General features: G+C 65.9%; 14 protein-coding genes. 4 read left to right on the top strand and 10 right to left on the bottom strand.

Going from position 1 to position 12,828, the window contains the following annotated elements:
* Positions 1-18: 18 nt before the first annotated feature.
* The 5 genes from ACLIMP_RS10070 to ACLIMP_RS10050 are packed head-to-tail and all read right to left on the bottom strand — an operon-like array spanning position 19 to position 3,463.
* Entirely contained in the window at positions 19-336 is a 318-nt protein-coding gene (locus tag ACLIMP_RS10070) for a hypothetical protein (protein WP_324694818.1), read from the bottom strand.
* A gap of 24 nt (positions 337-360) precedes the next feature.
* Positions 361-1,833 carry an NAD(P)(+) transhydrogenase (Re/Si-specific) subunit beta gene (locus ACLIMP_RS10065; protein ID WP_324694815.1) on the bottom strand — a complete coding sequence of 491 codons (1,473 nt, stop codon included), beginning with the start codon at positions 1,831-1,833 and terminating at the stop codon, positions 361-363.
* The gene (locus ACLIMP_RS10060; protein WP_054441587.1) at positions 1,833-2,150 is read right to left on the bottom strand and encodes an NAD(P) transhydrogenase subunit alpha part 2; all 318 of its coding nucleotides are present in this window, start codon (positions 2,148-2,150) and stop codon (positions 1,833-1,835) included. Before ACLIMP_RS10060 ends, ACLIMP_RS10065 begins: the two co-directional genes overlap by 1 nt.
* 51 nt (positions 2,151-2,201) lie before the next feature.
* Positions 2,202-3,335, bottom strand: a complete 1,134-nt coding sequence (locus ACLIMP_RS10055) for an NAD(P) transhydrogenase subunit alpha (protein WP_132468754.1) — start codon at positions 3,333-3,335, stop codon at positions 2,202-2,204.
* Between the two features lie 2 nt (positions 3,336-3,337).
* Positions 3,338-3,463, bottom strand: a complete 126-nt coding sequence (locus tag ACLIMP_RS10050; RefSeq protein WP_082370561.1) for an aa3-type cytochrome c oxidase subunit IV — start codon at positions 3,461-3,463, stop codon at positions 3,338-3,340.
* 247 nt (positions 3,464-3,710) lie between these two features.
* On the opposite strand from ACLIMP_RS10050, the gene ACLIMP_RS10045 reads away from it, so the two are divergent.
* Positions 3,711-5,135: a sigma-54-dependent transcriptional regulator gene (locus tag ACLIMP_RS10045; RefSeq protein WP_132468753.1), complete on the top strand. Its 1,425-nt coding sequence runs from the start codon at positions 3,711-3,713 to the stop codon at positions 5,133-5,135.
* A 96-nt stretch (positions 5,136-5,231) separates the two neighbouring features.
* Here ACLIMP_RS10045 and ACLIMP_RS10040 read toward each other — a convergent pair whose 3' ends face one another.
* The gene (locus ACLIMP_RS10040; protein WP_185997527.1) at positions 5,232-5,603 is read right to left on the bottom strand and encodes a hypothetical protein; all 372 of its coding nucleotides are present in this window, start codon (positions 5,601-5,603) and stop codon (positions 5,232-5,234) included.
* Positions 5,604-5,936: 333 nt separating this feature from the next.
* Between ACLIMP_RS10040 and ACLIMP_RS10035 the strand changes: the two genes are divergently transcribed.
* A complete protein-coding gene (locus ACLIMP_RS10035; RefSeq protein WP_324694807.1) occupies positions 5,937-6,680 on the top strand; it encodes an SDR family NAD(P)-dependent oxidoreductase in 744 nt (247 codons plus the stop codon).
* An 8-nt stretch (positions 6,681-6,688) separates the two neighbouring features.
* On the opposite strand, the gene folP is transcribed toward ACLIMP_RS10035, so the two are convergent.
* From folP to rnhB, 4 genes are all read right to left on the bottom strand, one after another.
* Positions 6,689-7,813 carry a dihydropteroate synthase gene (gene folP / locus ACLIMP_RS10030; RefSeq protein ID WP_324694805.1) on the bottom strand — a complete coding sequence of 375 codons (1,125 nt, stop codon included), beginning with the start codon at positions 7,811-7,813 and terminating at the stop codon, positions 6,689-6,691.
* A 175-nt stretch (positions 7,814-7,988) separates the two neighbouring features.
* Positions 7,989-9,122 carry a site-specific DNA-methyltransferase gene (locus ACLIMP_RS10025; RefSeq protein WP_132468752.1) on the bottom strand — a complete coding sequence of 378 codons (1,134 nt, stop codon included), beginning with the start codon at positions 9,120-9,122 and terminating at the stop codon, positions 7,989-7,991.
* A gap of 351 nt (positions 9,123-9,473) precedes the next feature.
* Positions 9,474-10,388: an oxidoreductase gene (locus ACLIMP_RS10020; RefSeq protein WP_324694802.1), complete on the bottom strand. Its 915-nt coding sequence runs from the start codon at positions 10,386-10,388 to the stop codon at positions 9,474-9,476.
* 13 nt (positions 10,389-10,401) lie between these two features.
* A complete protein-coding gene (rnhB, locus tag ACLIMP_RS10015) occupies positions 10,402-11,034 on the bottom strand; it encodes a ribonuclease HII (protein ID WP_054441577.1) in 633 nt (210 codons plus the stop codon).
* Here rnhB and ACLIMP_RS10010 point away from each other — a divergent pair.
* Positions 11,033-12,214, top strand: a complete 1,182-nt coding sequence (locus tag ACLIMP_RS10010) for a PQQ-dependent sugar dehydrogenase (RefSeq protein ID WP_324694800.1) — start codon at positions 11,033-11,035, stop codon at positions 12,212-12,214. The two genes, rnhB and ACLIMP_RS10010, sit on opposite strands and share 2 nt — an antisense overlap.
* Before the next feature lie 65 nt (positions 12,215-12,279).
* Positions 12,280-12,798: a GNAT family N-acetyltransferase gene (locus tag ACLIMP_RS10005; protein WP_054441574.1), complete on the top strand. Its 519-nt coding sequence runs from the start codon at positions 12,280-12,282 to the stop codon at positions 12,796-12,798.
* Positions 12,799-12,828 lie beyond the last annotated feature (30 nt).

Raw genomic sequence — 12,828 nt, 5'->3', positions numbered from 1 at the left:
CTTGCTCGCCCGTCCCCCTTACCGAGCAAGCCCGGTCTTGCACAAGGCCGCCGACGAAGTGGTCACGAGGATGACCTTGCGGTCATCGACCAGCTTCACCGCGCGGATCCAGGCGCCAATGGTGGGCTTGTCACCCTGAAGGTTCTGAAGCCGGACGAGCTGCGGCAGGCTGAGCCGCTTGACCATACGCCGGGTCATGCAGCTTGCCACCCGGTCCGACAGGCCTGCTTCCACCAGAGCGCCATGCAAGCGCCAGCCGGCGTAGAGATGCACACCGCCCACGAGTACGACGACGAGACCGACGAGCAGCAGGATTCGCTTGAGGATGCGCAGCATGGCGGGCCGTATAGAGCCCCTCGATCAGTCCGCCAGCGCTTTCACGATATCCTCTACCATCTTCTTCGCATCGGCGAGGAGCATCATGGTCTGGTCCATGTAGAACACCTCGTTGTCGACCCCGGCATAGCCCTGCCCGCCCATCGAGCGCTTGATGAAGAAGATCGTCTTGGCCTTCTCCACGTCGAACACCGGCATCCCGTAGATCGGCGATGCCTTGTCGGTCTTCGCGGCGGGGTTCACCACGTCGTTGGCACCGATGATGAAGGCCACGTCGCACTGGGCGAATTCGCCGTTGATGTCCTCCAGCTCGAACACTTCGTCATAAGGCACGTTCGCCTCGGCCAGCAGCACGTTCATGTGCCCCGGCATCCGGCCAGCCACCGGGTGGATCGCGTATTTCACGCCAACGCCGTGGGACTTGAGCTGGTCCGCCATCTCGCGAACGACGTGCTGGGCCTGCGCCACCGCCATGCCGTAGCCGGGAATGATGATGACGTTCTCCGCCTCCTTCATCAGGAAGGCAGCATCCTCGGCGGAACCGCGCTTCCAGGGGCGATCCGTTGCCGCTACGCTGCCGCCCGTGCCTGCCTCCGCGCCGAAGCCTCCGGCGATCACCGAGATGAAGCTGCGGTTCATCGCCTTGCACATGATGTAGCTGAGGATCGCGCCTGAAGAACCCACGAGCGCGCCGGTCACGATCATCGCGGTGTTGTGGAGCGTGAAACCCATCGCCGCCGCCGCCCAGCCCGAGTAGGAGTTGAGCATCGATACGACGACCGGCATGTCCGCACCGCCGATCGGGATGATCAGCAGGAAGCCGATGGCGAAGCTGAGCAGGACGATCGCCCAGAACAGCGCCGGCGTGTCCCGGTGGAACAGGGCGACGAGAACGGCGATACCCACCAGCGCCGCAAGATTGATGACGTGGCGGCCGGGCAGCAGGATCGGCGCGCCACCCATGTTGCCGTTGAGCTTGGCGAAGGCGATCACCGAACCGGAGAACGTCACCGCGCCGATGGCGACGCCGAGCCCCATCTCGATCCGGCTGGCTGCCAGGATATCGAGCCCGCCGGGTGCGAGAATGCCGAACGCCGCCGGGTTGTAATAGGCGGCGATCCCTACGAGCACGGCGGCAAGCCCGACCAGCGAGTGGAATGCAGCGACGAGCTGCGGCATCGCCGTCATCTGGATCTTGCGGGCGGTGGTGAGCCCGATCACCGCGCCGATGGCGATGGCGACAAGGATTTCACCCATGGACGCCAGATCGATATAGGAAGTGTCGTAACGGGGAAGGCCGGGCCCGGTTGCAAGGTCGATCCGCGGGACATGCGTTGCCAGCGTCGTCACCACGGCGATCGCCATGCCGATCATGCCATAGCGGTTGCCCCTGCGGCTCGTGGCCGGGGAAGACAGTCCGCGCAGCGCCAGGATAAAGCAGATGCCGGCGATGAGGTAAGCCACCGCCACCCACGGATTCACGGCATGAGGCTCCATCACTTCGCCTCCTTCGATATCGGCCTGCCCGCCGCCGGCTTGTCCTTTTTCCGGTACATCGCCAGCATCCGCGCGGTGACCGCGAAGCCTCCGAAGATATTGATGCTTGCCAGCACCACCGCCCCCAGCCCCAGCCATTTCGCCAGCGGCGAGCCCTGCGCCGCGCTGGCCACCAATGCGCCCACGACGATAACCGAGGAAATGGCGTTGGTAACGGCCATCAGCGGCGTGTGCAGGGCCGGTGTCACGGACCAGACGACGTAATAGCCCACGAAGCAGGCCAGCACGAAGATCGACAGGATCGAGATGAAGTCCATGAGCACCCTAACCTTTTCGGCGCCCTGCGAGGCGCCTCGTTCCGCGCCTTTTCAGCCGAGCAGCCGTTCGTGAACCACTTTCCCGCCTTGCGTCAGGCGGATGGCATTGCCGATTTCCTCGTCGAGAACCGGCTTGCCCAGTTCCTTGTCCCAGAAGGCCGAAACGAAGTTGAGCAGATTCCGCGCGAAGAGGGCGGAAGCATCTGCCGGCAGTTGCGCGGGGGTATTGGCGTAACCCACGATCCTGACGCCGTGCCGCTCCACCACCTGATCGGCCACGCAGCCTTCGACATTGCCGCCCTGCGGCGCCGCGAGGTCGAAGATCACGCTGCCGGGTTTCATGGTGGCGATCTGCGCGTCGGAGATCAGGCGCGGCGCCGTCCTGCCGGGAATCAGCGCGGTGGTGATGACGATATCCTGCTTCGCAAGGTGCCCGGAGACCAGTTCCGCCTGCGCAAGCTGGTATTCCTCGGTCATTTCCGTTGCGTAGCCGCCCGACCCCTCCCCCTCGATACCGCGCACGTTTTCCACGAAGATCGGCTTGGCGCCCAGCGAGAGGATCTGCTCCCGCGTGGCCGAGCGAACGTCGGTTGCGGAAACCTGCGCGCCAAGGCGGCGGGCGGTGGCGATGGCCTGAAGCCCGGCAACGCCCACCCCCATGATGAAGGCCTTGGCGGCGCTGACCGTGCCGGCCGCCGTCATCATCATCGGGAAGGCCCGGCCATAGAGGTTCGCGGCGACCAGCACGGCCTTGTAGCCGGCGAGGTTGGACTGCGAGGACAGGATATCCATCGACTGCGCGCGCGTGATGCGCGGCATGAACTCCATCGCCAGCGCTTCCAGCCCGGCGGCGGCATAGGCATCGATCCGGGGGCGCTGCCCCGATGGATCAAGCGCGCCGACCACCCATGCCCCCGGCTTCACGCCCGCCAGCAGCGCGGGATCGGGCCCCTGAACGCCGAAGACGATGTCCGCACCGGCCGCAGCCTGCTCCGCCGGGCCGAGTTCGGCCCCTGCGGCGACATAGTCTGCATCGGCAATGCTGGCGGCGAGGCCGGCCCCGGCCTCGACCGCCACTTGGGCGCCCAGCGCGGTGAGCTTCCGTACCGTTTCGGGCGTTGCCGAAACGCGCGTTTCGCCGGACGCCCGTTCCCGAAGAACGGCGATCCGCGTGCCTGCCGCCACGCTCAGGCGGAAATCAGGCTGACGACGAATGCCACGATAAGGATGACGATGCCCGTGCTCCAGGTAGCGGCCTTGACGAAGCCGTTGTAGGTCGCGGTGGCGGCCTTCATGTCGTTGCCTGAAGCCATGAACTGGTATCCCCTGTGATTATTGCCGTTTGATCCATTATGTTTAGACGTCGCATCGGCCGGGCTCAAGCCCGAACCCCGCCAAATCGGCCCGGAACGGCGGCAAATGCTTCGGTTAACGGCAGGGCGAACCAGAAATGCCTTCACGGTTTCTCTGCGACGAACCGAATTGAGCCTTAATTTCGTCTTTACTGGTTTGCCCTAATTCGGGACTGAGATACCTAGGAGGCGACACGGCGGGCGGAAAATGGCGGAACAAGAACAGCGCCTCTTCATGCTGATCGACGACGAACCCGCGCAAAGCCGCCTGATTTCGGCACTGGCGGCGCGCGAGGGCTGGCGCACGGTCATCGCACGCGATTCGGAAACTGCGATCGCCACGCTCGGCACGCGCCAGGGCATGCAGCTTTCGGCCATCATCCTCGACCAGTGGGTGCCCGGTGACGATGCCTGCGCCCTGATCGCCGAACTCAAGTCCCGCCGCCCGGCCCTGCCGATCCTGATGCTCACCGCTTCCACCTCTCCGCTGCTGGCGGTCGAAGCGATGCGCGCGGGCGCGACCGACTATCTGGTGAAGCCCGTTGCACCGGACCGGCTGATGCATGCGCTGCGAACCGCGACCACGCGCGAGGCGCCGAGCGACGAACTCGCCCCGCTGACCGAGAAGATGCCCTCCAATCCCGACTTCGAGTCGATGATCGGTGCCGCTCCCAACTTCCGCAAGGCGCTCGCCGTAGCCGCCAAGGCCGCGCGCGGGCACGGCCCCGTGCTGATCGAGGGCGAGACTGGCTCCGGCAAGGAAATGCTGATCCGGGCGATGCACGCCGCCAGCCCCCGCTCGAAGGCGCCGCTGCGGATAGTCAATATCGGCGGACTTCCGGCCAATTCCATCGAATCCGCCCTGTTCGGCCACGAAAAGGGCGCCTTTCCCGGCGCGTTCGACCGGCAGGTGGGCGCGCTCCAGCATTGCGACGGCGCCACGCTTGCGCTGGACGAGATAGATCGGCTGCCGCTCAGCGTGCAGGAACGGCTGCTGGAATCGATCCGCAAGAGCGACGTGCGCCCGATCGGCGCGCGCCACTCCTTCCGCATCGACGTGCGCCTGATCGCGGCCAGCAACCTGCCGCTTCAGGACCTGGTGACCGAAGGCCATTTCCTGCCGGAACTGCTTGAGGCGCTGTCTCCCACCAAGGTGAGCCTGCCGCCGCTGCGCGAACGCACCGGCGACATTGCCGCCCTCGCCCGGTTCTTCCTCGCGCGGATCGGTGAACAGCCGGGGCTGCGTGCGCTGGGCATCACCGATGGCGCGCTCTCGCTGCTGGCTGCTTACGACTGGCCGGGCAATGTCCGCCAGCTTCAGGCAGTCCTGTTTCGTGCCGCCGTCTTCTGCGACGGAGATGCGCTGACCTCGCAGGACTTCCCACAGCTTACGAACATTCTGGGCACAGGTTTATCCACAAGCCCCAGTAGCCCCATGCACGAAAGCTCCGGGGTGATGCTCTACACGGCCGACGGCAACCTGCGCCCGCTTGACGAGATCGAGGCCGACGTCATCCGGCTCGCCATCGGCCTCTATCGCGGACGGATGACCGAAGTGGCGCGGCGGCTGGGGATCGGCAGGTCCACCCTCTATCGCAAGCTCGGCGAACTCGGCATCGACAACGCCGCCTGAACGCGGCCGTGCCGGCAAACCGCTGACGGCTGCCCGCACGGTATTGATCGGTGAACGCTCCGACCTTGCGGCCAAAGCCCGTGGCTCAAGCCCGGATCACAGATTCTCGAAATAGACGTGCGGCACGCGGTAGCCGCGCTTGCTCATGTACTTCACGTACTTCCCGCGTTCGCTGTGCAGTTCGGTCGCGTATTCCTCCCAGGCATCGCGGCGATCCTCGATGTCGGTGGAGTGGCGCAAATCGCTGGCGAGCTCCTTCTGGCTCTCGTTCACGTTGATGCGATAATCGTACCACTTGCTGTTCTGGACGCCGCCGATGGGATTCTGGAAGATCAGGGCCTCTTCCTGGCGGGCGACGGATTCCTCGTACATGATCGGCTGAACGGCGAAAGCGGCTACAGGAATGGCGACGGCCGGAACCGCAACGAGCGCCACGAGGCGATTACGAAGGTTCTTGGTCTGGTTCATGGGACTTCTCCCTTTCGCTTGGACGCAGGCACTATTGCCCGCGTTTGAAAGGGAAACGAACGCCGACGCAATTATAGTCCCGCGTCCGGGACGAAACGGGCCGTAGATGGGACATTTCGGTGAAGTCCCCCGCCATGCGTGCGCTGGTCGACACAGCGCCTGGCCGTGTTCATCGGGCAGCAATCGCAGGTTCATCGCCCGTCCATGTTTGTCGCGGGATTTGAAGCGGATAAGGCGCGTTCCGCGCTACCGGAAATGCGGAAAAGTCATCGCCGATCACGCGAACCGGCGCCGGGGCGGCTGCGTTGAACGGTCATCAAGGAGATGATCGCAATGCAGGATTTCAAGGACAAGGCCGGTATCGTGACAGGCGCCGCTTCGGGCATCGGCGCAGCAGTGGCGCGCGAACTCGTCGCTCAGGGCGGCCGCGTGGTGATCGCCGATTTCGACGAGGACGCCGCCCGCGCCCTTTCCGACGAACTGGGCGCGCAAAGCACCGCCGTATTCAGGCTGGACGTGGCGGACCCTGCCGCCAACGAAGCGCTCGTCGCCTTTACCCTGGGCAGCTTCGACCGGCTTGATTTTGCCGTGAACAATGCGGGTATCGGCGCGCCCGCTGCCAAGCTTGCCGACATTCCGCTGGATTCCTGGTCGCGCGTGATCGACGTCGATCTCAACAGCGTATTCTATGCCATGAAGTACCAGATCCCGGCGATGACGGCGCGCGGCGGCGCGATCGTGAACATGGCCTCCATCCTTGGCGCGGTGGGCTGGGCCGGATCGACCGCTTACGTGACCGCCAAGCACGCCCTGCTCGGCATGACCAAGGTTGCCGCGCTCGACTATGCCGACGCCGGAGTGCGGATCAACGCGGTCGGGCCGGGCTTCGTCTCCACGCCCGCGCTCGAAAAGAACATGACCGAGCAGGCCATCGCCGAACTGGCGGGCAAGCACGCGCTGGGACGGCTGGCTCGGCCCGAGGAAATCGCGGCGGTGACGGCGTTCCTCCTGTCCGACCGCGCCTCCTTCGTGACAGGCACCTACTATCCGGTGGACGGAGGATATCTGGCGGTCTGACCGCGCTTTCAGGGAAGCTGCGCGAAGTCGGTCAGGGCCGCATCGCGCAGCCCCCGCCAGACCCGCGCGGCCTGAACCGTCTCCGCCACGTCGTGGACGCGGATGACATGCGAGCCCGCCTCCATCGCCTTCAGCGCCAGCGTGACGGAACCGCCGAGCCGCTGGTGCGCGGGCGCCTCGTTCGAAAGCGCGCCGATCATGCGCTTGCGGCTGGCACCGACGAACAGCGGCTGGCCCAGCGCGTGGAACAGCGCGAGCCCGTTCATCAGCGCAAGGTTTTCGGCCAGCGTCTTGCCGAAACCCACGCCCGGATCGAGCAGGATGTTCTCGGGGGCGACGCCCGCGGCCACGGCCCGGTCACGGCAGGCGGCCAGCCAGTCGAACACGTCGAGCACGACATCGGCGTAGTCGCCGTTGGAATGCAGGTCCTCGCCGTCGCCGGGCGCGTGCATCAGCACCACCGGCACGCCCGAGGCCGCCGCCAGTTCCAGGCTGCGCGGATCGTAGCGCAGGGCGGACACGTCGTTGATGATATGCGCGCCGGCCTTCAGCGAAGCCTCCATGACGGCGGGTCTGCGCGTATCGACGCTGATCGCCGCTCCCATCGCGGCGAGCCGCTCGACCATCGGCACCACGCGCCTGATCTCATCGCCTTCCCAAACCGCACCGGAACCGGGGCGGGTGGATTCGCCGCCGATGTCCACCATTGCCGCCCCCATTTCCAGCATAGCGGCGGCATGGGCGGATGCCACTTGCGCATCGTCGAGGAAGGCTCCTCCATCCGAGAAGCTGTCAGGCGTCATGTTGAGGATACCGGCGATCTGCGGCTGTTCGAGCCGGATCGTGCGCACTCCGCCGCCCTTGAGCGGAAGTTGAAGCGGCGCATGGACCTTGCGCAAGTTGGCCCACTGGAGCTCGGCGCTGGCGCCGAGTTCGGCGGGAAGCCCCGCCAGCGCCGCGACAGCCTGCTCAGCCCCGAAGCGCGTGCGTGAGCGAACCCTGCTGTTCTCGCGCACGATCAGGGCGAACCGGCTCGCCCAGGCCATCGAACCGCCAAGGCGGATGGCCTCTCCCTCCTCGCTCTGGGGGCTGTCGGCAAAGGCGATCGGGCGGATGTAAACGGTGCGGGTCATGGTCGCCTCTTAGCCTGGGCGCGGGCGGCGCAGAACAGGTTTTGAGGAAGCCCCCATCACCTCTCGCTAATCGTTTATCCAAAACAAGCGCCCATATGGAGGAGCGCGCCGGAGGGCCGCAACGGCGCAGGCCTCTCCGGATACCCTGCCTTGCCGCCTAAGCAGCCTTATGGCCTCAAGGCTCGGTGGCGAGAATGTAGAGCTGGCGGATCGCGTCGATCGGCTTGACCTGGCCTTCATGTTCCAGATGCCAGAAGGTCCAGCCATTGCACGAGGGCGCGCCCTGGAGTTCCTTGCCGAGGCCGTGGATCGAACCGTTCAGCTTGTCACAGGCCAGCGATCCGTCGGCACGAACGATGGCTTCGAAGCGGCCCTTCTTGTCGGTGAGCCGGGTGCCGGGCTTGATCCAGCCGGTCTCGATCAGGGTGCCGAAGGCAACCTTAGGCGCGCTGCGCTTGGACTGCATGGTCTTGAGCGAGCGTTCGTCGAGCGGCAGCGCCATCTCGATGCGTTCGAGAGCGGCCTCGCGGTAATCGCTCTCACGCTCGCAGCCGATCCACTCGCGGCCGAGGCGCTTGGCGACGGCGCCGGTGGTGCCGGTGCCGAAGAACGGGTCAAGCACGACATCGCCCTCGTTGGTGGTGGCCAGCATCACGCGGTAGAGCAGCGCTTCGGGCTTCTGCGTCGGGTGAACCTTGCGTCCGCCCTTCTTCAGGCGCTCGGCGCCGTTGCAGATCGGCAGGACCCAATCCGAACGCATCTGCAGTTCGTCGTTGAGGGTCTTCATCGCGCGGTAGTTGAAGGTGTACTTCGACTTTTCGCCCATCGACGCCCAGATCAGCGTTTCATGCGCATTGGTGAAGCGGGTCCCCTTGAAGTTCGGCATCGGGTTGGCCTTGCGCCAGATGATGTCGTTGAGGATCCAGAACCCCATGTCCTGCATGATCGCGCCGAGGCGGAAGACGTTATGGTACGAACCGATCACCCACAGCGAACCGTCGGGCTTGAGCACGCGGCGCGCCTCGGTCAGCCAGTCACGCGTGAACTGGTCGTAGACGGCGAAGCTGGAAAACTTGTCCCAGTCGTTGGTGACGGCATCGACGTGGCTGCCGTCGGGGCGCGAAAGGTCGCCGCCGAGCTGGAGATTGTACGGCGGGTCCGCGAAGACCATGTCAACGCTGGCGTCGGGGATCGTGCGCATCGCTTCGATGCAGTCGCCCGGGATGATCTGGCCAAGCGGCAGAAGTTCCTTCGGCGTAGGCGCCGGCGCGGCTGCGCGGATCTTCTGCTTGACGAGTATCTGGCCCATGTTTGCTCCGGGAATTTGAACTGTGGATTGACGCCCTAGTGAGTCTTTCGAGACTCGCCGTCAACCCGCGACTCGTGGGATTCCCTTGTGATTCAGGTGTTCAGCAAACAGAACAAAACGAATCCGACACAAGATGTCGAGTCATGATCGATCCGCCAGACTCTAGATGTGGGGGTTGTGACTCCCCGGACTCACCGCGAAAAATTTGTCCCGGCGCAGGTTTTCGGGCGTCGGCGCGCAGATGCGGAGGAACGCGCCGGAGGCGGCCTGCGAACGACTGAATCTTGTTCGGCAGGCACTGCCGCAGACAGGTTCAATTTACCCCGCACCCGCCATTTAAAGACTGGCGTCTCAAAAACCGGCAAGGCCGCAATCGATGCCCGTCATCTGCACGCTGACTTCCCAGAGCCGTCGCGCAGCGGCGCCGTCGCGTGCGGAGGCATTGCGCTTCGCTACGCCCGAAGGACCGGACATTCCTCCAAACCGCCGGGGCCCGAAGTATTTACCCGCCCCGGCATCCGGGTCCGTCGCCGCCTGGAGCGTTGGCCAGGCGCCTTCCTCCGCCGTGTTGAGCACGATGCCCGCCACCGGGAACAGCAGCCGGAAGCCCAGCGAATGCCGCCCCAGTTCGGTCTCGGCGATGCCGGGATGGCAGGCCATTGCGCGCACCGGAGAACCGGCGGCGCGTAACCTGCGGTCCAGTTCCAGGAGATGGAGAAGGTTCGCCAGCTTGCTGTCGCCATAACGCTGCCGCGCCTTGTAGCTGCGGTGTGCGTCGAGGTCGTCCCAGTCGATCCGCCCCCGCATGTGCGCGAGGCTGGCGGTAATCACCACGCGCGCGCCGGGCGCTTCCGACAATTTGGGAAGCAGCAACCCGGTCAGCGCGAATGGCGCAAGGTGGTTCACCCCGAACTGCAGTTCGTGCCCCTGCACCGTGCGTTCGAGCGGCGGCACCATGACGCCGGCATTGTTCACCAGCACATCGAGGCGCGGCTCGTCGCGTGCGACTTGCTCGGCACACTCGCGCACGCTGAACAGGTCGGCCTGGTCCAGCGGCACGAAGGCGAGGTTGGCGCCGGGCAGTTCCATGCGGATGCGTTCCATCGCGTCCCGCGCCCTCTCCTCGCTGCGGCAGGCGAGCAGCACCCGGGCGCCGCGCGCCGCCAGAACCCGGGTGGTCTCGAAGCCGAGGCCGGTGTTGGCGCCGGTGACGAGGAAGCATTTGCCGGCCTGCCCCGGAACGTCGGCAGCGGTGAAGCCCGTCACGTCATCGATCCCGTCATAAAGCCATCTCCAACTGCGCGACCGGCGCAAAGCTGCGGCGGTGATGCGGGGTAGGCCCGTGGCGGCGCAATGCCTCCAGGTGCTGTGCCGTACCGTAACCGGCGTTGCGCTCCCAGCCATAGTGGGGGTGCGCCAACGCCAGTTCGCGCATCAGCCGGTCCCGGTGTTCCTTGGCGATGATCGACGCCGCCGAGATGCACGGCTCGATCGCGTCCCCGCCCACGATGGCGCGGGCCTGCCAGCGCCAGTCTGCAGTGCGGCCCGCCGGTGTCAGATTGCCGTCGATCAGCACCTCGTGCGGCTCCTCGTCCAGCCCGGCGCAAAGCGCGGAAACGGCGCGGGTCATCGCCAGCATGGTGGCCCCGAAGATGTTGAGACGGTCGATCTCATCGACCTCCACGACGCCCACGGCCCAGCGGCAGCGGCGCTTGATCGTCGTTTCCAGCACCGCGCGGCGCTTGCCGGTGAGCTTCTTGGAATCGTCCAGCCCCGAAGGCCGGGGCTTGCACAGCACCACCGCGCCCGCCACAACCGGACCGGCCAGCGGCCCCCGGCCCGCCTCGTCCACACCGATGACAAGACGGCCGGCACCGGAACGACCACTACCAGACAGGGATTCAAACGACATGACCAAGCGGGTGATCTCCAGACCCTTCGTTGCGGCGGTATCGCCCGTCGCGCTCGTGCTGGCAAGCTGCGGCGCGGCGGCCACCGGGGAGAAGGCTTCGGCGGAAACATCCGCAGAACCCCCGTTCAAGGTCGAACAGGTCGCCGGTTTCGACGAGCCCTGGGCCATGGCCATCGACAGGGCAACGGGCGCGATGATCGTGACCGAGAAGAAGGGCACGATCATGCTGCGCCTGGCGGACGGCACGCCGGGCACCGTCTCGGGCGCGCCGAAAGTCGCTTACGGCGGCCAGGGCGGCCTTGGCGACGTAGCCTTCGCCCCGGGGCAAAGCGGCCCTGCCCTGAACGGCCGGGTGATCTACCTGAGCTGGGCCGAAGCCGGCGCCGGAGACACGCGGGGCGCCGTGGTCGGCCGGGGCACCCTCTCCTGCCCCCAGCCGGCGAGTTGCGCGATCGAAGGCCTCTCGGTGATCTGGCGGCAGGTGCCCAAGGTGAAGGGACAGGGCCACTATTCGCACCGCATCGCCTTCTCGCCGGATGGCAAGTACCTGTTCGTCAGTTCCGGCGAACGGCAGAAATTCACGCCCGCACAGGATCTCGGCACCAATCTCGGAAAGATCGTCCGCCTCCTGCCCGATGGCACTCCCGCGCCTGGCAATCCTTATGCGGACAAGGGCGCGCCGACCGACCAGATCTGGTCCTACGGCCACCGCAACGTGCTGGGCCTGGCCTTCGACGGCGAGGGGCGGCTCTGGGATCTGGAGCACGGCCCGGCGGGCGGCGACGAACTCAATCTCGTGAAGCCGGGACAGAACTACGGCTGGCCGCTGGTGTCGGACGGCGATCACTATGACGGCAAGCCGATCCCGCGCCATGCCACCCGCCCTGATCTTGCCGCGCCCGCGATAAGCTGGAACCCAGTTATCGCGCCGGGCAACTTCATCTTCTACACCGGCGCCCTGTTTCCCCAGTGGAAGGACCAGGTCCTGATCGCCTCCTTCACCGTACCGGGACTGGTGCGCGTGCGGATCGACGGGGAAAAAGCCACCGAGGAAGCGCGCTACCCGCTCGACAACCGCATCCGCGAGATCGAACAGGGCCTGGACGGCACGATCTGGCTGCTCGAGGACGGCCCCGCCGATGCTTCCGGGCACCTGCTGAAGCTGACCCCGAAGTCCTGACCGGACTTTCGCCGGATTCCGAATTGAATCGACAAAAGCGCGTGCCGACCCTATCGGCCCGCGCCATGTCCCAGACTGCCACCCTTATTCCGCTCGACAATGTCGACCCCGTTCTCGTCGAGGCTCTCCTCGATAGCGCGTTCGAGCCCGAGCGACACCAGCGCACCGCCTACAAGGTTCGCGAAGGCGTGGAATGGCTGCCGGGCCTGAGCTTCGCGGCGCTCGACGCCGATGAAATGCTCGTCGGCACGATCCAGTGCTGGCCGGTCGCGCTCAACGATCCGGAGGGCCGCGCCCATCCGATGATCATGGTCGGCCCGGTCGCCGTCATGCCCGGACATCAGGGACAGGGATTCGGCCAAGCGCTGATGTCGGCGGCGATGGCCGGTATCGACTCGCGCGCGCCGCTGCCGCAGGTCATGGTCGGCGATCCCGAGTACTACGGCCGCTTCTGGGGCTATACCAACGAATGGACGCAAGGCTGGAACATGCCCGGCCCGTTCGAGCGGCATCGCCTGCTGGTCCGCTGCGACAATCCCGCGGTCCTGCCGCGCGAAGGCATGCTGGGGCCCTGGCTGCGATAATTCGCTCCGGCGCCGGGATACGATCCCGGC

The sequence above is a fragment of the Novosphingobium aeonii genome (genome assembly GCF_052279045.1).
Classification (GTDB): domain Bacteria; phylum Pseudomonadota; class Alphaproteobacteria; order Sphingomonadales; family Sphingomonadaceae; genus Novosphingobium.
Note: the sequence above shows the minus strand (reverse complement) of the source record. Positions and strands in the feature narration are given on the sequence as shown.

What these genes read in the sequence shown, in the direction of transcription:
- ACLIMP_RS10070 (WP_324694818.1), bottom strand. Translation starts at nt 336, where the DNA reads ATGCTGCGCATCCTCAAGCGAATCCTGCTGCTCGTCGGTCTCGTCGTC.
- ACLIMP_RS10065 (WP_324694815.1), bottom strand. Translation starts at nt 1,833, where the DNA reads ATGGAGCCTCATGCCGTGAATCCGTGGGTGGCGGTGGCTTACCTCATC.
- ACLIMP_RS10060 (WP_054441587.1), bottom strand. Translation starts at nt 2,150, where the DNA reads ATGGACTTCATCTCGATCCTGTCGATCTTCGTGCTGGCCTGCTTCGTG.
- ACLIMP_RS10050 (WP_082370561.1), bottom strand. Translation starts at nt 3,463, where the DNA reads ATGGCTTCAGGCAACGACATGAAGGCCGCCACCGCGACCTACAACGGC.
- ACLIMP_RS10045 (WP_132468753.1), top strand. Translation starts at nt 3,711, where the DNA reads ATGGCGGAACAAGAACAGCGCCTCTTCATGCTGATCGACGACGAACCC.
- ACLIMP_RS10040 (WP_185997527.1), bottom strand. Translation starts at nt 5,603, where the DNA reads ATGAACCAGACCAAGAACCTTCGTAATCGCCTCGTGGCGCTCGTTGCG.
- ACLIMP_RS10035 (WP_324694807.1), top strand. Translation starts at nt 5,937, where the DNA reads ATGCAGGATTTCAAGGACAAGGCCGGTATCGTGACAGGCGCCGCTTCG.
- folP (WP_324694805.1), bottom strand. Translation starts at nt 7,813, where the DNA reads ATGACCCGCACCGTTTACATCCGCCCGATCGCCTTTGCCGACAGCCCC.
- ACLIMP_RS10025 (WP_132468752.1), bottom strand. Translation starts at nt 9,122, where the DNA reads ATGGGCCAGATACTCGTCAAGCAGAAGATCCGCGCAGCCGCGCCGGCG.
- ACLIMP_RS10010 (WP_324694800.1), top strand. Translation starts at nt 11,033, where the DNA reads ATGACCAAGCGGGTGATCTCCAGACCCTTCGTTGCGGCGGTATCGCCC.
- rnhB (WP_054441577.1), bottom strand. Translation starts at nt 11,034, where the DNA reads ATGTCGTTTGAATCCCTGTCTGGTAGTGGTCGTTCCGGTGCCGGCCGT.
- ACLIMP_RS10005 (WP_054441574.1), top strand. Translation starts at nt 12,280, where the DNA reads ATGTCCCAGACTGCCACCCTTATTCCGCTCGACAATGTCGACCCCGTT.